We start from the raw sequence: 18,373 nt of genomic DNA on the forward strand, positions 1-18,373 counted from the left end.
ACATGCGCTCGTTCGTCCTCTTCGCGCGTCGGATCGTGACGTGTGATCCCGCGCGTGCCACCGAGGCCGATCCGCTCGGCGTGATCGAAGATGGTGCCATCGCCGTCGAGGGCGGCGTGATCGTCGAGGTCGGCCCGCGCGAAGAGGTGCTCGCGCGCCGCAGCGCGCTCCCGGTCGTGTCCGGCGAACCCGCGCCGCTCGTCACGCCGGGCCTCGTCGATGCGCACACGCATGCCCCGTGGGTCGGCTCGCGCGACGCGGAGTACGCCCTCCGGCTCGCGGGCGCGGGGTACGAGGCGATCGCCGCGGCGGGCGGCGGGATCGTGTCGAGCATGCGCGCCGTGCGGGCGGCGAGCCCGGACGAGATCGACAGGACGCTCTCCGCGCGGCTCCGGCGTATGGCCTCGCTCGGCGTCACGACCGTCGAGGCGAAGAGCGGCTACGGCCTCGACGAGGCGGGCGAGACGAAGCAGCTCGAAGCCCTCGAACGCGCCGCCGCGCGCCTCGATCTCCCGCGTGTCGTGCCCACGTTCCTCGCGCTCCACGCGATCCCGCCCGAGGCGCGCGCCGATCGCGCCGCGTACATCGAGGCCGTCCGCGAGCGCACCCTGCCCGCCATCGCGGCGCGGCGCCTCGCGCGGTTCGTCGACGCTTACGTCGATCGATCCGCGTTCTCCGTCGACGAAGCCCGTCCCGTTCTCGCGCGCGCAAAAGCGCTCGGGCTCGGCGTGCGCGTGCACGCGGGGCAGTTCGCCGACGTCGGGGGCGCGGAGCTCGCGGCCGAGTTCGGCGCCGCGTCCGCCGATCACCTCGAACAGGTCGGCCCCGAGGGCGCGCGGGCTCTCGCCGCGGCCGGCGTGCGCGCCGTGCTCCTGCCCATCGCGAGCTTCACGCTGCGGCAAGATCCGCCGCCGATCGCGGTCCTCCGCGCCGCGGGCGTTCGGCTCGTCGTGGCGAGCGACGCGAACCCCGGCACGGCGCCCACCGAGAGCCTGCCGCTCGCGCTCGCCCTCGCGGCGCGGATGTACGGCCTCACGGTGCCCGAGGTGATCCTCGGCGCGACCCGCGAAGCCGCGACCTCACTCGGGCTCGGCGACGTGGTGGGCGTGGTTCGTCCGGATGCACGCGCCGACCTCGTCGCCTGGGATCTCCCGCACGAGAACGCGCTCGTGCAGCCGTGGGGCGTCTCGCGCGCCCTCCTCGTCCTGCGGGACGGCGCGCCGATCGCCGGTGAAGCGCGCTTCTCCCCCGGCTGATCACTCCGTGTCGATCGTCACGTGCCCGTCGGCGCCGTCCGTCGCGACCGCCTGCGGATAACCACCTCGACGCGCGAGCCACCGCCGGAGCTGCGTCCGGTGCATCCCGAGCGCGCGCGCCGCGGCCGACACGTTTCCATGCTCGCGTCGGAGAACCTCCGCGATCCGCTCGTCGCTCGGCTTCGACGAGTTCTGCGGCCCCGACTCGCTCTCGTCGGCGAGCGCGAGCCCGGCCGATGGATCGAGATCCCCGGCCTCGACGACCGTCCGACCCGCCGCGAGCGCGTTCTCCGCGGCCTGCCGTAGCTCGTGCGAGAGCTCGCGGACGTTGCCGGGCCAGACCCGCAGGGCGCAGGCCTCGACGAGCTGCGGATGCGGCTCCAGCGCCGCGCCCGATTTCTGGAGCGTCGCGCGGATCAGCCACGGCATCTCTTCGAGCCGCTCGCGCAGCGGCGGCAGGCGCACCTCGGGGTTGCCGATGCGATAGTAGAGATCCTCGCGGAAGCGGCCCTTCGCGGCCTCGGCGCGCAGGCTCTTCAGCGTCGCGCCCACCACGTGGATGTCGACCTTCACCGGCCGGCTCGCGCCGAGCGGCAGGATCTCGCCCACTTCGAGCAGGCGCAAGAGCTTCGGCTGCACGCCGGTCTCGAGCTCCGCGATCTCGTCGAGGAAGAGCGTGCCGCCGTGCGCCGCCTGCGCGTAGCCCTCGGCGTCGTTCGTCGCGCCCGAGTACGCGCCCTTGCGCGCGCCGAAGAGCAGGCGCTCGGCGACGCCGACGGGGATGGTCGCGCAGTTGACGGCGACGAACGGACCGTTCGCGCGGGGCGAGGCCGCGTGGAAATGGCGCGCCGCGAGCTCCTTGCCCGAGCCGCTCTCGCCCGTGACGAGCAGCATGCTGCCCAGCGTGGCCGACCGGGCCACCCGCGCGAGCGCGTCGGCGAGGCGCGGGCCCACGATCATGTCCCCGCGCGTCGTGACGGTGCCTTGCTGGTAGGGGCGCACGTCGGCGACGAACGTGAAGAGCGTCCGGCCGATGCGGAGCAGGCGGGGCGCATCGAACGTCGCCGCCTCCTGCACGCGCGTGCCGTCCACGTACGTACCGTTGCGGCTCCCGAGGTCCGTCACGACGAACCGCCCATTCTCGTGCTCGACGCGCACGTGGCGCCGGGAGAGGCGGTCGTCGTCGAGCAGGGCGTCATGCGTGGTCCGGCCGAGCTCGAGCCCGCGCGCGAGGGCGAGCGGCACGAACTGCGGAGCCTTGCACGAGAAGATCCCGACGAGACCGGGGACGGGCTCGCCCGCGGGCACGAGCGGCTCCCCCTGCTCCTCGATCGTCTCGTGAACCAACTGCCTCATGACAGCCGGAAGCATACGGCTGCGAAGGGGGCTTTTATAGGGCGGAGAAGAGGGGAAGCGGGGGCCAGGCCCGGCTCGTCCGAGCGTGGCCCCGCGCATCGAAACGCGTTCAGAGCGAGGCGAACGCGTCGGTGGGGATGTCGAGCGGCGAGCGATCCTCGCGGCCGAGGATCTCGGCGTGGGAGCGCACCTCGGGCAGGACGTGACGCGCGTAGTAGGCGGCCGCGTGGCGCTTGCCCTCGTAGAAGGCACGGTCGCGCGCGGACGACTCGTCGTTCGGCAGCGACGCGGCCTTCTCCGAGGCGAGCACGGCGCCTTCGAGCAGGAGCCAGCCCACGGCGACGGCGCTCATCATCTCGAGGAAGCGGTTCGCGGCGAGCGGCACCATCGCCATGCGGCCCGTCTGGAACCACGTCAGCATCCGCATCGCCGTGCCCGCGAGCGCCTCCTGCGCGGCGCCGAGCTCCGCGAGGTAAGGCCCGACCGTCGGGTGACCCTGGTTCTTCTGCACGAACGCGGCCACGTCGCCGAGGAACTCCTGCAGGTTCTGCCCGCCGCGCTGGGCGAGCTTGCGGCCCACGAGATCCATCGCCTGGATGTGGTTCGTCCCCTCGTAGATCGAGAAGATCTTCGCGTCGCGGCAGTACTGCTCGACCGGGTAGTCCTTGATGTACCCGGCGCCGCCGTACGTCTGGATCGCCATCTCGCAGACGCGGAAGGCCTGATCCGAGCCGTACGCTTTCACGAGCGGCACGAGCAGATCGACCTGGCCCTGGTGGTACTGGGCCTTCTGATCGTCCGAGCCCTGGTGCACGTGCACCATGTCCTGGTGCAGCGCGAGCTTCACGATGAGCGCGCGGATGCCCTCCACCTTCGCCTTCATCTCGAGCAGCATCCGCCGCACGTCCGCGTGCTCGACGATCGCCACGCGCGGCGCCGTCGGATCCTTCCAGTGGTCGATCGACGGGCCCTGCTTGCGATCTCGCGCGTACTCGAGCGCGTTGAGGAACGCGCTCGACGCGACGGCCACGCCCTGCACGCCGACGGCGATGCGCGCGCCGTTCATCATCTTGAACATCTGCGCCATGCCGTGGTTCTCGACCTCGCCCACGAGCTCGCCGATACACCCGTCGTTCTCGCCGAAGTTGAGCACGCACGTCGCCGAGCCGTTGATGCCCATCTTGTGCTCGATGCTGCCGACGGCGACGTCGTTCGAGCCCTCGATGGTGCCGTCGTCCTTCACGCGGAGGCGCGGCACGATGAAGAGCGACAGGCCCTTCGTGCCGGGCGGCGCGCCTTCCACGCGCGCGAGCACGAGGTGCACGATGTTGTCGGCCATGTCGTGATCGCCGCCGGAGATGAAGATCTTCGTCCCGCGGATCTGATAACGGCCATCGGGGAGCTTCTTCGCGGTCGTGCGCGACGAACCCACGTCCGAGCCCGCGTGCGGCTCCGTGAGGCACATCGTCCCGCCCCACTGGCCGCCGTAGAGGCGCGGCAAGAACGCAGACTTCTGCCGGTCCGTTCCGAAGAGCTGGATCACCTCGGCCGCGCCGTGCGCGAGGCCGGGGTACATGTTGAACGCCGTGTTCGCGCCCGAGAGCAGCTCCTCGACGAGCGCGAAGAGCGCGTGCGGCGCGCCTTGGCCGCCCCAGTCGGGGTTCACCGAGACGTTCTTCCAGCCCGCCTCGTAGAGCTTCGTCCACGCGTCCTTGAAGCCCTCCGGCGTGAGGACACGCCCGCCTTCGAGGCGACACCCGGACTTGTCACCCGTCGAGTTCAGCGGCCCGAGCACCTCGCACGCGAACTTGTACGTCTCGTCCAGCACCATCGAGGCCTCGTCGACCCCCCAGGCCTCGAACGGCGCGCGTCCGAGGACGTCCCCCAGACGGAATTGCTCGAAGAGCAAAAACTTCATCTCGCGGAGGTCGGCTCGATAGCGATTCTGGCTTGCTTGAGGGTTCGACACGGGGGCCTCCTCGGGGGCGCGTTTTCTCGCCGATGAGCTCGACAGGCGCGCGCAGCGAACGGTCGATCGGCTCGTGTCCGCGTAGCATGTCAATGCGTTGCGTCAATCTTCTTCGTGCACGAAACATCATGCTGCGAAAAGATTTCCGGAAAGGGCCGCTTTGCGATCGTCCCGACATACCATTGCAGCGGACGATCTCATCCGCTCAAGCGTCGGCATCGGAGAGCGCGGGGAGCGACAGGACAAACCGCGCGCCGCCTTCGTGGCTCCGGTCGAGCGAGACGTCGCCGCCGAGGTTTCGCGCGATTCCACGCGCGATGGCGAGGCCGAGCCCGGCGCCGGGGCGGTCGTCGCCGCGGTCCCTCGTGCCGCGATAAAACGGCTCGAAGATGTGGGGCTCGTCCTCCTTCGCGACGCCCGGGCCGCGGTCGATCACGGCGATCTCCACGGAGGCGTCGCGGCGCGTGATCGTGGTGAGGACGGGCGCCTCCGCGGGGCCATGCGCGACCGCGTTGTCGACGAGGTTCCGGAGCGCGCGGATGATCTCGCTTCGATCCCCGCGGACGAAGAGCGGCGCGGTGCCCGTGTTCTCCGGGGCCTGTTCGAGGGATACGCGCCGCGCCTCGGCCGGGCCGCGCGCAAGGCGGAGCGCGTCGGCGACGATATCGCCGACGTTCACGACCTCGGTGCCGAGCGAGCGCGGCGCCTGCACGCGCGCGAGCGTGAGGAGATCCTCGGAGAGGCGCGAGAGCGCTTCGACGTCGACGAGCGCTTCCTCGATGGTGCGCTGGTAGCCGGCGGCGTCGCGGGGCCTGCGCAGCGCGAGCTGGAGCTCACCGCGCAGCGTGGAGAGCGGGGAGCGGAGCTCGTGCGCGGCGTGCGAGACGAAGAGGCGCTGCGCGGCGACGAGCGCGCCGAGGTGCTCGATCATGTGGTCGAGATCGGCCGCGAGCGCGCGCGTCTCGGTGCTGCCGCGGGCGCCGTCGCCGACGCGAGCTTCGAGGTTGCCGCGCTCGACCTCGCGCGCCACGCGGGCGATCGCGTGCACGTCACCCGCGAGGCGACCGCCGAGCCAGCGGGAGAAGAGCGCGGTCGCGACGGTCGCCGAGAGGAACAGCACGCCGAGGATGCGGTGCAGAAAGCTCGCGTCCTCGTCGACGGTCCTTCGCGACGCGGCGTAGAGCAGCGCGGCGCCCCCGTCCCCGACGGGCACGGTGACGCCGCGGAGGGCCTTGCCGTTCACGCCGAGATCGACCGGCACGCCCTCCGTGGGCACCGCCGTCGAGGCGCCGAGGCTTTCGAAGGTCGGCACCTCGCTGCCGAAGTTCATCGTCGCCGAGAGGAGCACGCCGCGCTCGTCGTAGACCGCGATGTAGCGCTGGGTCGGGCGCAGGCTCTCGGGCACCTCGGCGACGCCGTCGAGCACCACGGGCCGGCCCGGGTTTTTCGCGTCCGCGATCTGCGCGAGCGCGTGCGCCTGCGCGACGAGGGCGAGGTCGAGGTCGCGCGTCTCGTCGCGGCGCACGAGGACGTAGACCGTGAGGAACGAGGTGAGGAGCGTGGCGGCGCTGACGACCGTGACGGCGAGGCTCAGGCGGTTCTTGAGCTTCATGGCCCGCTCGGCGGCGAGAGGCGGTAGCCGATCCCGCGCACGGTCTCGATGAGGGAGGCGTTCGGGCCGAGCTTCTCGCGGATGTTCTTCACGTGCACCTCGACCACGTTCGAGCCTGGATCGAAGCTCGTCTCCCAGACCTTCGCGAGCAGCTCCGTCCGCGGCACGACGCGGCCCGCCTCGCGCGCGAGGTAGGCGACGAGCGCGAACTCGCGCGGCGTGAGATCGAGCTTTCGCCCGTCCAACGTGGCGCGGCGATCGGCGCGATCGACGACGAGCGGGCCCACGCGCAAGACCGTGTCGACGAGGGAGGCGCGTCGCCCACGCGCGCGGACGCGGGCGAGCAGCTCGCCGAGATCGAAGGGTTTTGCAAGGTAGTCGTCGGCGCCGGCGTCGAGCCCGGCGATGCGCTCGGGGACTTCGGCGCGCGCCGTGAGCATGAGGATCGGCACCTGGCAGCCGCGCTGCCGTACGGTGCGACAAACCGAAAGCCCGTCCATCTCGGGGAGCATCCAGTCGAGGATCACGAGATCGTACGAGAGCGCCTGGATTTGCTGGATCGCCGTGGCGCCGTCGGCGACCACGTCGACGGCGTAGCCCTCTTCGCTGAGCGCTCGAGACAAAAAGCTCGCGAGCTTCTTGTTGTCCTCCACGACGAGGATTTTCATGAGGGTTCGAGCTTAGCCCGGAGCCGCGCGAGCGCCCCTCGCGAGCGCGCCGCGGTTCGCCTCGATCCCGCGCTTTTCCAGCGTCGACGCGAGCGCGCGCATGAAGACTTCTTCATCTGCGCTTCATCTTCCGCCCAAAGCACACGAGGAGCCTGAAGGAATCTTCATCGGCCGTTCATGCTCGGCCGAGCCGAGGGCCTTACACGGTACGTCGATGAGCATCGCCCATCGGAAACCCTGGCCCTGCGCGGCGCTCGCGCTCGCTGCGTGCCTGTCTTTCGCCCCCGCCGCGGGCGCCGCGAGCGCGCCGGAGAAAGGCGCGCTTCGTCCCAGCGCCGAGCTGGATCTCGGATCGCTGGAGGCGCTCGTGCGCGTTCGTGCGCGAGGCGTGGAGAGCGCGGCGCTCGAAGTGGATCTGGCGGCGGCCGAGGTGAAGAAGGCGCAAACCTTGCCGAACCCCACGCTCGAAGCGAGCTGGGGGACGATCCCGATTGGCCCGACGAACCCGGCGGGGCTCTCGTCGCCGATGACGCAGGTGCCGAACTACGGCGTCTCCCTCGCGTACACGTTCCCGATCGGAAAGCGCGGGCCGCTGCAGGATCGGGCGCAGGCGCTCGAACGCGCGGCGCGGGCGGGGCTGTCCGCGGACGTGCGCACGCGGGCGCTCTCGCTGGCGCGGACGCTCGGCGTGCTCGCGGCCACGACGATGCGCCTCGAAGGCCTGCGGCGCATGGCCGACGAGGGGCGCAAGCAGGCCGAGCTCGGCGCGACGCGCCTCGCGGCCGACTTCGCGTCGGGCCTCGAAGTCGAGCGGCTGAAGGTCGAGGCGAGCCGCCTGGAGCAGGACGTTCGAGCCGCCGAAGCCGAGGTGAGCGCGGCGGTCGCCGACTGCACGGCGACGCTCGGCGCGCCTTGCGAGCCCTTCGCGGACGCGGGCGAGGCGCGTCGCTTCCTCGCGCGGTGGATCGAGCGCGCGGGGTCTGTCGGTCGCGTCGAGGACCGGCCCGACGTGCGCGCGCTCGCGGCGTACGGCGAGGCCGCGTCCGCGGAGGCGCGCTGGGCGCGGGCGCAGGCGATCCCCGATCCCACGGTGCGCGTCGGCTACCTGCGTGATCAGTTCGTGATCTCGGGCAACCAGGTGAACAGCCTGAACCTGAGCGTGAGCATCCCGCTGCCGATCTTCGATCACGGGCAGGCCGAGCTCGCGGCCGCGGAGGCCAAGCGCGCGCGTGTCTCGGCCGAGCGGCAGAAGACCCTGGAGACGAGCCGCTCGCGCCTGCCCGTGCTCGAGCAGCGCCTCTCCGCGCAGAAGAAGCGCCAGCGCTCGCTGTCGGAGGAGATCCTGCCGCGCGCGGAGGGGACGCTGAAGGAGCTCGCGCGCGCTGCGGAAGGACGGCTCTTGCCGCTCACGGACGTGATCCAGGCCCGGCGCACGGTGAGCGAGCTCGTCGTCGCCGAGGCCCAGAGCTTCGCCGAAGCCTTCGATGCGGCGCTCGAGATCGCCGCCGAGCTTGGAAAGACGAACGAGGACCCACGATGAACCGATCTGCACGAAGCCCCCGACGAACCCTCTCTGCCCTCTCGCTCGTGCTGCTCTCTGCGGCGGGCGTCGCGTGCCACGGGACCCCGCAGGAGAAGGCGCGACCGCCGTTCTCGGCCGCCGAGGACGTCGTGAAGCTCGATCCGGCCGCGCCGGGGCCGATGAAGTTCGCGACCACCGAGGCCGCTTCGGGCGAGCCGTTGCCGCTGCCGCCGGTGACGGCGCGTGTCTCCACGGTGGAGAGCCTGACGGCGCCGAGCTTCGCGCCGCTCGCGGGGCGCGTGGTCACGGTCAACGTGCGGCTCGGCGATCGCGTGGCGGAGGGCGATCGGCTGATCGAGGTCCGCACCGCGGATTTGCCGACACTCCAGCACGAACGGCGCGCCGCGGAGCTCGCGATCAAGACACGCAAGGCCGTCGTCGAGCGGCTGGAGAAGCTCGTCGAGGCGCGCGCGGCGTCGCAGAACGAGCTCACGGTGGCGCAGAGCGAGCTCGACGAGGCGAGGCTCGCGGCGCAGGCGGCGGCCGAGAAGATCCGCAGCCTCTCGATCAAGACGGCCGGCGCCACGTCGTACTGGGTGCTTGCGAACCGGGCCGGGACCGTGGTGCAGCTCGACGCGACGCCGGGCAAGCAGGTCGGGCCGGACGGGGACAAACCCATCGCCACGGTGGCAGATCTCGGCGAAGTGCTGGTGCTCGCCGACGTCGCGCAGCGGGACGCATCCGCGCTCACGGCGGGGCGCACGGCCGCGATCCGCTTCCCGGACGGAGCGGAGGCCGGGATCAGCGGGACCATCGAGTCCGTGTCGGACGTGGTCGATCCAGACCGACAAACCGTGCCCGTGCGTGTTCGCGTGAAGAACGATCGGAAGACGCTCCGGCCGAATGCCTTCGTGAGCGTGCTCTTCAAGCCGCCCGGTGAGGCGCAGGTCGTGGGCGTCCCGACCTCGGCGATCGTGAGCGACGGCGCGCGGTCGATCGTGTTCGTGGAGACCACGCCGGGCACGTTCCAGCGGCGCCCGGTGGAGGTCGGACGCCAGTCGAAGGAGCGCGCGGAGGTCCTCTCCGGCGTTCGTCCGGGCGAGCGCGTGGTGAGCAGCGGCGCGCTCCTCTTGCTCAACGCGCTCGACGTCGAGGGGTGAGCCGTGTTCGAGAAAATCGTGGCCGGGGCGCTCCGTCATCGCGGCGCCGTCCTGCTCGTGACTTTGATCGTGGCGGCCTTCGGGGCGTGGGCGTTCTCGGGGGTCACGATCGAGGCGTTCCCCGATCCGACCGACACCCAGGTCAACGTCATCACGCTCTACGCCGGGCAACCCGCGGAGGAGATGGAGCGTCAGGTCTCCGTCCCGATCGAGCGCGCCGTCAACGGCACGCCGGGGCTCGTGCGGGTCCGCGCGATCAACCTCTTCGGTTTGTCCTTCGTGACCCTGACGTTCGGCGATGGCGTCGATCCGATCTTCGCCCGCGCGCAGACGACGGAGCGGCTCCGCAACGCCGAGCTGCCCGAGGGCGTGCGGCCCGAGCTCGGCTCGCTCTCCACGCCGATCGGCGAGATCTACCGGTACACACTTTCGTCGGAGAAGCGTGATCCTCTCGAGCTGCGCACGCTGCAAGACTGGGTGGTGCGCCCGCGCTTGCTCCGCGTGCAGGGCGTGGCCGACGTCGTGAGTTACGGCGGCCTCGTGCGTGAGATCCAGGTTCACCCGGACCCCGGGGCCATGGCGGCCAAGGGCGTCAGCATGAGCGAGCTCGTGCACGCGCTCGAAGCCTCGTCGGAGAACGCCTCCGGCGGCATCGTGGAGCGGGGCGCCGAGGCGCTGGTCATTCGCAGCGAGGGCCTGTTCGCAGGCCCCGCGGACATCGGCCGGATCGCGGTGGCGACCCGCGGCGGCACGCCGATCTACCTCTCGGATCTCGCCAGCGTGCAGGAAGGGTGGACGCCGCGGCAGGGCATCGTGGGGCGCGCGGACGATCCGGACGCCGTCGAGGGCATCATCCTCATGCGGCGCGGGGAAAACCCGAGTGAAGTGCTCTCCGCCGTGCGGGCGAAGATCGACGAGCTGAACGGCAAGGTCCTGCCGCGCGGCGTGAAGATCTGGACCTTCTACGACCGCACCGAGCTCGTGTCGAAGACGCTCGAGACCGTGGCGCACAACCTCGCCGAGGGCGCCGTGCTCGTCGTGCTCGTGCTCTTCGTGGTGCTGCTCGATCTGCGCGCGGCGCTGATCGTGGCGAGCGTGATCCCGATGTCGCTGCTCTCGGCCTTCATCTACCTGAAGGCGCGGGGCATGAGCGCGAACCTCATCTCCATGGGCGCGGTGGACTTCGGGATCATCGTCGACGGCGCGGTCGTGATCGTCGAGTCGATCGTGCACCGCATGTCGCACCACGGGCCCTCGGAGCCGCCCTCGGGCGCGCGGGAGCGCATCGAGCGCGCTGTCGGGGACGTGGTTCGTCCGACCGTGTTTTCGCTCCTGATCATCATCGCGGCGTACCTGCCGATCTTCCTCCTCCAGCGCGTGGAAGGCCGGATCTTCGCGCCGCTCGCGCACACGGTGGTCGCGGCGCTCGTGGGCAGCCTGCTCTTCTCGATCACGCTCGTGCCCGTGCTGGCGACGTTCGCCTACCGTAAACCGAGGCCGCACCGCGAGTCGCCCGTGCTCCGCTGGGCGACGCGGGTGTACGTGCCCACGCTGCGCGCGTCCTTGCGGCGACCGCTCGCGGTCCTGCTCGTCGCGACGGCCTCGCTCGGCGCGAGCGGGGTCATTCTCGCCCGGCGGGGGAGCGAGTTCTTGCCTGAGCTCAACGAGGGGGCGCTCTACCTGACGTTCACTTTGCCCTCCAACGTTTCGCTCAGCGAGGGGCGCAGGCTCGCGCCGATCATCGCCCGGATCGTCGACGCGTTTCCGGAGGTCGAGGCGCGTGTGAGCCAGCTCGGCCGGCCCGAGGACGGCACCGATCCGACGATGTCGAACAACCTCGAGATGTTCGTGAAGCTCAAGCCCGCGACCGAGTGGGGGCCGGACGCGCCCACGCTCGGAGCCCTCATCGCCAAGATGCAGGCCTCGCTCACGGTCATCCCCGGGCTCGAAGTGAACTTCTCCCAGCCCATCCGCGACAACGTGAACGAGAACATTTCGGGGCAGTTCGGGCAGGTGGCGCTGAAGATCTACGGCGATGACATGCCGAAGCTCCAGGAGGCCGCGGAGAACGCGAAGCGCGCGCTCGCCGACGTGCCGGGCATCGCCGACCTCGGCATCGTCAAGAGCGGCGAGGTCCCGCAGGTCCGCATCCGGCCGAGCCGCGAGGCGCTCGGGCGATACGGTTTGTCGATGGAGGACGTGCAGGGCTTCGTGTCGACGGCGCTCGGAGGGCGCGCGGTCGGCAAGCTCTGGGAGGGGGATCGATCCTTCGACGTCGTGATCCGCTTCCCCGAGGCCTCGCGGGATTCGCTGGAGCAGATCGAGAACTTGCGGGTGCCGACGTCCTCGGGCGCGCTCGTGCCGCTCTCCTCGCTCGGCGAGATCGGCGTGGATTACGGGCGCGCCTCGATCAACCGCGAGAACGGGCAGCGGTACATCGGCGTGCGCATGAACGTGCGCGGGCGAGACCTCGGGTCGTTCGTCGATGACGCGCGCAAGGCGGTGGAGGCGAAGGTGCCGCTCGACAGCGGGATGAGCGTCGAGTGGGGAGGGGAGTTCGAATCGAAGGAGCGCGCGATGCGCAGGCTCGCGCTCGTCCTGCCCGTGGCCCTCCTGATCACGCTGGGGCTTCTGTTCAACGCCTTCCGGTCCATGCCGCTCGCGGTCCTCGTGCTGCTCAACGTGCCGTTTGCGCTCGTGGGCGGGGCCATCGCGCTCTGGGCCTGCGACATGCCGCTCTCGATCGCGGCGGCCGTCGGGTTCATCGCGCTCGTGGGACAGGCCTCGCTGAACGGCGTGCTCGTGCTCTCGGCGATCGTCGAGCGCAGGGCGCAGGGCCTCGGCCTCGACGAGGCGGTGATGGAGGGGGCGAAGGATCGTCTGCGCGCGGTGGTGATGACGGCTGCGCTCGCGGCGCTCGGGCTCTTGCCGGCGGCCGTGTCGAAGGCGATGGGCGCGGAGACGCAGCGGCCGATCGCGGTCGTCATCGTGGGCGGCACCGTGTCGGCCGCGCTGCTCTCGCTCGTGGTCTTGCCCGTGATGTACAGGCTCGCCGTCGAGCTCTCCGATCGGGCGCGTCGCGCATTTGCCCTGCGCCCGGCGCACGTCGAGGCCTCGGGCGACGCCGAGTAGCCCAAGCCCGCCGCGCGAGATCACGCCTCGACGGCCTCCCCGCCGATCACCCGCAAAAAACCCTGTCCATGCGCCGCGACCCGGCCCTTTCCCATGCCGCGGATGCCGAGCAGCTCCTCGGCCGAGGCCGGCCGCAGCATCGCCATCTCCACGAGGGCGCGGTTCGGCGCGACCACGTACGCGGGGACGCCGAGCGCGAGCGCACGCGCCCGCCGGTAGCGGCGCAGCGCCTCGAAGAGCTCCGGAGGCACGCCCGCGGGCACGGGGAGGCGCAGCGGCTTCGTGGGCGAGGCAGGCTCTCGTTCGGGGTCTCTCGGCGGCAGCTCGGGTTCGTCCTCGAAACGCGGCGGATCACGCACCGTGTCGGGAGGTTCGGCCTCGACGCAGACGTCGCAGCGCCCGCAACCGCCGTCGATCACGCGTGGATCATCGCCGAAATGCCGGAGCAGGATCCGGTGGCGACAACTCTTGCCGTCGATGTAACGCACGAGCTCCGCGAGGCGCCCGAGCGCGCGGGAGGTTTCCGCGCGTGTGGCGGGCGCGCCGTCGGGGCCGAGGCGGCAGAGCCTGCGCCGGAGCGCGAGATCCTTCGGCGTCACGAGGAGCACCCCGCGCGCGTCTTGCCCGTCGCGACCCGCGCGCCCGACCTCCTGGTAGTACGCCTCCAACGATCCGGGCGTCTCCGCGTGTACGACGATCCGTACGTCCGGACGATCCACGCCCATGCCAAACGCGTTCGTCGCGACGAGCACGCGTGTCTCGCGGGCCGCGAACGCCGCGGAGATCCGCGCTCGCTCCAGCGCGGCCGTCCCTCCATGGTAGACGGGCGCGTCCCAGCCATCCGCGCGCAGCGCCGTCGCGAGCGACTCGGCCGACTTGCGCGTCGCCGCGTACACGATGCCCGCGCCCGGACCGGCGAGCGCCTCGGCGAGCACGCGCCGCACCTCCGCGAGGACCTCGCGCGGCGACCGCACCCGCACCACGCAGAGCGAGAGGTTCGGTCGGAAAAACCCCCGCAGCACGGTGACGACCTTGCGCGGATCCCAGCCGAGCCGCCGCACGATCTCCCCGCGCGCGGCCCGCGTCGCCGTCGCCGTGCAGGCGATCATGCGGGCCTTGCCGCGCAGGGCGAGGGCCTCGCCGATGCGCAGGTAATCGGGCCGGAAGTCGTGTCCCCACTGCACGATGCAGTGCGCCTCGTCGATGGCCACGAGCGACGTCCCCGCCGCGGCGAGCGCCGCCCCGAGCCCCGCGTGGCCGAGCCGCTCGGGCGCCGCGTACACGAGCTTGAAGGCGCCCCGGCGGAGCGCGGCGAGGCGGCGGCCGTTCTCCTCGGCCGGGAGCGTCGACGCGAAGTACGTCGCCGGGATCCCGCGTGCTTCGAGGCCGCGGACCTGATCCTCCATGAGCGCGACGAGCGGCGAGACCACGAGCGCGGTGCCGCGGAGCGCGAGCGCGGGGAGCTGATAACAGAGCGACTTGCCTCCTCCGGTCGGCGCGACGAGCAGCACCCGGCCGCCCTCGTGGTCCGCGAGGAGCGCGTCGATCGCCTCGCGCTGGAAGGGCCGCAGCTCCGCGAAGCCGAAGTGGGCCGCGAGCAGGGCATCGAGATCCGACAGAGGGGCTTTGGCGTTCACGAGCGCTTGGCAAAGCGAGCGCCGTGCCGCGCGGGATGGCCCTGGATTTCGCGGGGTTCGTCGAGAGAATCGTTCGTCGCAGGGTGGCGCCGCCATGGCGGACCCTGGCGGCCGCCATCTGCTCTAGAATCCCGCCTCCATGTCGTTCGCCGGATCCGACGAGCTGCTCTCCGCCTCCACCCTGAAGCTCGCGTCCCTCGTCCGCGAAGGGAACCTCTCGCCGGTCGATCTCGTCGACCTCTACATCGCGCGCATCGAAGCGGAAAACCCCGCCCTCAACGCGGTCGTCGCCGATCGGTTCGCACACGCGCGGCGGGAGGCGAGGGAAGCCGCGGACAAACTCGCGCAGAGGAGCGCCGAAGAGCCGTTGCCACCGCTCTTCGGCGTGCCTTGCACGGTGAAGGAGGGCATCGCCGTCCTTGGCATGCCGCACACCGCGGGCGTCTTCGCACGCAAGCATCTGCGCGCCGAGCAGGATGCCCGCGTCGTGCGACGCGTACGCGATGCCGGCGCCATCGTCCTCGGCGTGACGAACATGCCCGAAGGCGGCCTCTGGCTCGAGACCGACAACCGCGTCTACGGCCGCACGAACAACCCGTGGGATCTCTCGCGCATCCCCGGCGGATCGAGCGGCGGCGAGGCCGCGATCCTCGCGGCAGGCGCCTCTCCGTTCGGCATCGGCTCCGACATCGCCGGCTCGATCCGCATCCCCGCCGCGATGTGCGGTGTGTTCGGCCACAAGCCCACGGGCGGCCTCGTCTCGAACCAGGGCTACTGGCCCGACGTGCCCGGCGCGCTCGACACATTCCTCTGCACGGGCCCCATGACCCGCCGCGCCGAGGACCTCTGGCCGTTGCTCGGCCTCATGGCCGAGCGAGCCCTCGAAGACCAACCAAGCGCGATCGATCTGCGCGGCGTCACCGTGTATCCGCTCGAAACGACGGGCGCGGCGCGCATCCGACCGAGCAAGCGGCAGGCCGTGCGGCGCGCGGCGGCCGCGCTCGAAGCCCGCGGCGCGCGGATCGCCGAGCTTCGCACGCGCGGCCTCGAAAAGGCGCTCTTCATCTGGACCGCGATGATGGAGGAAGAGGCCGGCGCGCTGACGTACGGCGAGGTCCTCGGCAACGGACGCCCGATCCGCATCGCGCGTGAGCTCCTCCGCGCGCCGTTTCCTTCTGCGCCGCACACGGTGCAGGCCCTCATCGTCGCGGGCGTCGAGGCGCTCCTGAAGAGCGTGCCCGCGCCGATCGCGACATGGTCCACCGCGGGCAAACGCCTGCGCGAGGAGCTCGAAGCCGAGCTCGGCCCACACGGCGTGATCCTGCACCCGACGTACACGCGCTCGGCGCCGCGCCACTGGGAGCCGCTGCTCACGCCCCTCGACTTCGTCTGCACCGCCCTCTTCAACGTGCTCGCGTTCCCCGTCACGCAGGTGCCCGCGGGTTTCGACGACCTCGGCTTGCCCCTCGGCGTGCAGGTCGCAGGCAGGCGCAACGCCGACGCCCTCACGATCGCCGTCGCGCGTGCCCTCGAAGAAGACCTCGGCGGCTGGACGAAGGCGCGACGAAAGACGCGGGTTCCGAGCCGCGCTACGATCTCCCCGTGACGAGTCCGCGTTTCCTCTACCTGCACGGCTTTGCCTCCGGTCCCCGCTCCAAGAAAGGCGTCGCCGTCGCCGAGCACTACGGCCGCCGCGGCATCGAGATCGACTGCCTCGACCTGCGTTTGCCCTCGTTCGAGCACCTGCGCGTCTCCGCGATGATCACCGAGGTTCGTCGCCGCATCGGCGGCGAACGTGATCGCGCCGTCCTCTTCGGTTCGAGCCTCGGCGGCCTCGTCGCGAGCCGCGTGGCCGAGATGGATGCGCGCGTCTCGGCCCTCGTGCTCCTCGCCCCTGCGTTCGACCTCTCGCGACGCTGGCGCGCGCGCCTCGGCGAAGCGGGCATGGCGCGCTGGGCCGAGACCGGATTTCTCGAGGTCGACGATCACACGACGGGCGGCAAATCCCGCGTCGACTACGGGTTTTTCCAGGACCTCGAAACCGTGGACGGCACCGACGGCGCGCTCCCCGACGTGCGGGTCCCGACGCTCGTTCTTCACGGCACACGCGACGACGTCGTCTCGATCGATCGCTCGCGCGATTTCGCCGCGGAACGCCGCCATGTCACGCTGCACGAGCTCGACGATGGGCACGAGCTCGTCGCGTCGCTCCCGCACATCCTCTCCGCGTCGGAGTCCTTCCTCGCGCCGTTCTTCGGCTCGGTCGCTCGCTCCTGAGTTGCCGCTTCTTCAATCCTCCATCATGCTTGACCTTCCTTGCCCGCGAGGGCGATCATCAACGCGCGCGGCGCACGCTGTGTCGCGGGGACCCCTTCATCCAACCATCGCGTGCGGCCAGCGGGGGGCACGCGGCGAGCTCGTCGACGTCATGCACGTTCGCGCCATGGAGCCATGAACGACGGTCGCCTCTCCGATGCGGCGCTCGGCGTCTTCCCCGAGCCGATCGCCATCGTCGACCGAGCCCTCTTGGTCCAGAAGGCCAACGCGGCCTGGACCACGACGTTCTCCGATTCCCCGCTCACCGAGCCCGCCCTCGCCGCCGCCCTCGCGAAGGTCCTCTCGGGTGAAACCACACAGGCCGAGGTCACGCTCGAGACCCGCCCCGCGCCGCACGTCGTGACGATCGTGCCCGTGCCCGACGGCGATTCCCGCGCCGCGCTCGTGCACGCGCGCCCCATGCAACCCACGCGCGAGCCCGCACCTCGATCACGAGACGAGCGGATCCCCGCGACGCTCCTGCGCCGCATCCTCGATCGCCTCCCCGTGACGGTTTCGCTCGTCGATGCCGAGGGCCGGAGCATCTTCTCCAACGAGACGCGCGCTCGTTTGCTCGGCGCCGCCGCCAAGCAGGAGCGCGAGAGCGGCACGCGCGCGCTCTTGATCGACCCGGCCGACGCCGACTTCGCACGCGAGGTCGAGGCGCGTGTCCTCGCCACCGGCACCGAGGAGATCATCACGAGCGACGTGCCCACCGCGCTCGGCACGCGCTCGATGTTTTTCCACCTCGTCCCCGTCGAGGGCGAGGCGCCCGAGGAGCGCCTGGTCCTCTGCGTGGGCCAGGACGTCACCGAGCAGCTCCGCGCCGAGCGGGATCTGCGCGAGCAGCAGGACTTCATCCGTCAGGTCATCGACAGCAATCCGAACCTGATCTTCGTCAAGGACGACAACGGCGTTTTCCTCCTGGCGAACAAGGCCTTCGCCGACATCTTCGGCAAGACCGTCGACGAGATCGTCGGCCAGCACGAGCGCGAGCTCAACGAGCACAAGCGGGCCAACGGCTTCCTGAGCATCGATCAGCAGGTCTTCGCCACGCTCGAGGAGCGCACGGTCGAGGAGGAGATCCACTGGCACACGGGCGAGGATCGCTGGTACCAGACGACGAAGCGCCCGCTCGTCCGGCCGAACGGCGAAGTGAACGTGCTCGGCTGCAGCGTCGACATCACCACGCGCCTCGAGACGCAGCGCAAGCTCGAAGAGGCCGCGACGGAGGTCGAGCGGCGCGCCGTCGAGGCCTTCCGGCAGGCCGAGGCCAAGGCCGCCCTCGTCGAGGAGCTCGACCAGAAGCTCGGCATCATCGAGGCCCAGCACCAGGAGATCCTCACGCTCTCCGCGCCGCTGCTCGAGGTGGCCGAGAGCGTGCTCGCGGTCCCCGTCGTCGGCGGGATGACCCAGGCCCGCGCCGAGGAGATCATGCACCGCCTGCTCGCGGCCATCGTCGATCGGCAGGTCGCGAGCGTCGTCCTCGACCTCACGGGCCTCGAAACGATCGAGACCCACACCGCCGATCACCTGATGAGCATCGTGCGCGCCATTCGCCTGCTCGGCGCCGACGCGATCATCAGCGGCATCCGCCCCGCCGTCGCGCAGACCATCGTCGAGCTCGGCATCGACCTCTCCGGCTTCGTCACGAAACGCACCCTGCGCGCGGCGATTTTCTCGCGCGAGGTGGCGCGGGGCGCGACCTCGTCCCGTCGGCGTTGATGGGCTTCGGGGGCTCGGCC

General features: G+C 71.1%; 12 protein-coding genes. 7 read left to right on the forward strand and 5 right to left on the reverse strand.

All coding sequences use genetic code 11. From position 1 onward, the window contains the following. The first annotated feature begins 2 nt into the window (after window positions 1-2). The gene (gene hutI / locus QHF84_RS37455; protein WP_281318335.1) at window positions 3-1,256 is read left to right on the forward strand and encodes an imidazolonepropionase; all 1,254 of its coding nucleotides are present in this window, start codon (window positions 3-5) and stop codon (window positions 1,254-1,256) included. Here hutI and QHF84_RS37460 read toward each other — a convergent pair whose 3' ends face one another. The 4 genes from QHF84_RS37460 to QHF84_RS37475 all read right to left on the reverse strand — a co-directional run bounded on the left by QHF84_RS37460 (window position 1,257) and on the right by QHF84_RS37475 (window position 6,861). Next, window positions 1,257-2,612, reverse strand: coding sequence for a sigma 54-interacting transcriptional regulator (locus tag QHF84_RS37460; protein WP_281318336.1), 1,356 nt, complete (start codon window positions 2,610-2,612; stop codon window positions 1,257-1,259). A 109-nt stretch (window positions 2,613-2,721) separates the two neighbouring features. Further along, on the reverse strand, window positions 2,722-4,581 hold the full coding sequence (locus QHF84_RS37465; RefSeq protein WP_281318337.1) for an acyl-CoA dehydrogenase: 1,860 nt from the start codon (window positions 4,579-4,581) through the stop codon (window positions 2,722-2,724). A 205-nt stretch (window positions 4,582-4,786) separates the two neighbouring features. Then, entirely contained in the window at window positions 4,787-6,193 is a 1,407-nt protein-coding gene (locus QHF84_RS37470) for a HAMP domain-containing sensor histidine kinase (protein ID WP_281318338.1), read from the reverse strand. Next, entirely contained in the window at window positions 6,190-6,861 is a 672-nt protein-coding gene (locus tag QHF84_RS37475) for a response regulator transcription factor (RefSeq protein WP_281318339.1), read from the reverse strand. Before QHF84_RS37475 ends, QHF84_RS37470 begins: the two co-directional genes overlap by 4 nt. Window positions 6,862-7,075: 214 nt before the next feature. Between QHF84_RS37475 and QHF84_RS37480 the strand changes: the two genes are divergently transcribed. From QHF84_RS37480 to QHF84_RS37490, 3 genes are read left to right on the forward strand one after another with little or no spacing between them, the layout of a single operon-like run. After that, complete coding sequence (locus tag QHF84_RS37480; RefSeq protein ID WP_281318340.1) at window positions 7,076-8,401, forward strand: TolC family protein; 1,326 nt, start codon at window positions 7,076-7,078, stop codon at window positions 8,399-8,401. Further along, window positions 8,398-9,543, forward strand: coding sequence for an efflux RND transporter periplasmic adaptor subunit (locus QHF84_RS37485; protein WP_281318341.1), 1,146 nt, complete (start codon window positions 8,398-8,400; stop codon window positions 9,541-9,543). Before QHF84_RS37480 ends, QHF84_RS37485 begins: the two co-directional genes overlap by 4 nt. 3 nt (window positions 9,544-9,546) lie before the next feature. Further along, the gene (locus QHF84_RS37490; protein ID WP_281318342.1) at window positions 9,547-12,675 is read left to right on the forward strand and encodes a CusA/CzcA family heavy metal efflux RND transporter; all 3,129 of its coding nucleotides are present in this window, start codon (window positions 9,547-9,549) and stop codon (window positions 12,673-12,675) included. A gap of 20 nt (window positions 12,676-12,695) precedes the next feature. Here the strand turns inward: QHF84_RS37490 and QHF84_RS37495 are convergent, their stop codons facing one another. Continuing rightward, window positions 12,696-14,312 (reverse strand): RecQ family ATP-dependent DNA helicase, encoded by a 1,617-nt coding sequence (locus QHF84_RS37495; protein ID WP_281318343.1) that lies wholly within the window; start codon window positions 14,310-14,312, stop codon window positions 12,696-12,698. Window positions 14,313-14,451: 139 nt separating this feature from the next. Here QHF84_RS37495 and QHF84_RS37500 point away from each other — a divergent pair, with 139 nt between their 5' ends. The 3 genes from QHF84_RS37500 (at window position 14,452) to QHF84_RS37510 (ending at window position 18,353) form a co-directional block, all read left to right on the forward strand. Beyond that, on the forward strand, window positions 14,452-15,918 hold the full coding sequence (locus QHF84_RS37500; protein WP_281318344.1) for an amidase: 1,467 nt from the start codon (window positions 14,452-14,454) through the stop codon (window positions 15,916-15,918). Then, window positions 15,915-16,589, forward strand: a complete 675-nt coding sequence (locus QHF84_RS37505) for a YqiA/YcfP family alpha/beta fold hydrolase (RefSeq protein ID WP_281318345.1) — start codon at window positions 15,915-15,917, stop codon at window positions 16,587-16,589. Before QHF84_RS37500 ends, QHF84_RS37505 begins: the two co-directional genes overlap by 4 nt. A gap of 174 nt (window positions 16,590-16,763) precedes the next feature. Further along, complete coding sequence (locus QHF84_RS37510) at window positions 16,764-18,353, forward strand: PAS domain-containing protein (RefSeq protein ID WP_281318346.1); 1,590 nt, start codon at window positions 16,764-16,766, stop codon at window positions 18,351-18,353. Window positions 18,354-18,373: the final 20 nt, after the last annotated feature.

It is taken from the genome of Polyangium sp. y55x31, assembly GCF_029946505.1.
Classification (GTDB): Bacteria; Myxococcota_A; Polyangia; order Polyangiales; family Polyangiaceae; genus Polyangium.

Excerpts from the sequence above, each read along its gene's own strand:
- hutI (WP_281318335.1), top strand. The coding sequence starts at position 3 with ATGCGCTCGTTCGTCCTCTTCGCGCGTCGGATCGTGACGTGTGATCCC.
- QHF84_RS37460 (WP_281318336.1), bottom strand. The coding sequence starts at position 2,612 with ATGAGGCAGTTGGTTCACGAGACGATCGAGGAGCAGGGGGAGCCGCTC.
- QHF84_RS37470 (WP_281318338.1), bottom strand. The coding sequence starts at position 6,193 with ATGAAGCTCAAGAACCGCCTGAGCCTCGCCGTCACGGTCGTCAGCGCC.
- QHF84_RS37475 (WP_281318339.1), bottom strand. The coding sequence starts at position 6,861 with ATGAAAATCCTCGTCGTGGAGGACAACAAGAAGCTCGCGAGCTTTTTG.
- QHF84_RS37480 (WP_281318340.1), top strand. The coding sequence starts at position 7,076 with ATGAGCATCGCCCATCGGAAACCCTGGCCCTGCGCGGCGCTCGCGCTC.
- QHF84_RS37485 (WP_281318341.1), top strand. The coding sequence starts at position 8,398 with ATGAACCGATCTGCACGAAGCCCCCGACGAACCCTCTCTGCCCTCTCG.
- QHF84_RS37500 (WP_281318344.1), top strand. The coding sequence starts at position 14,452 with ATGTCGTTCGCCGGATCCGACGAGCTGCTCTCCGCCTCCACCCTGAAG.
- QHF84_RS37510 (WP_281318346.1), top strand. The coding sequence starts at position 16,764 with ATGAACGACGGTCGCCTCTCCGATGCGGCGCTCGGCGTCTTCCCCGAG.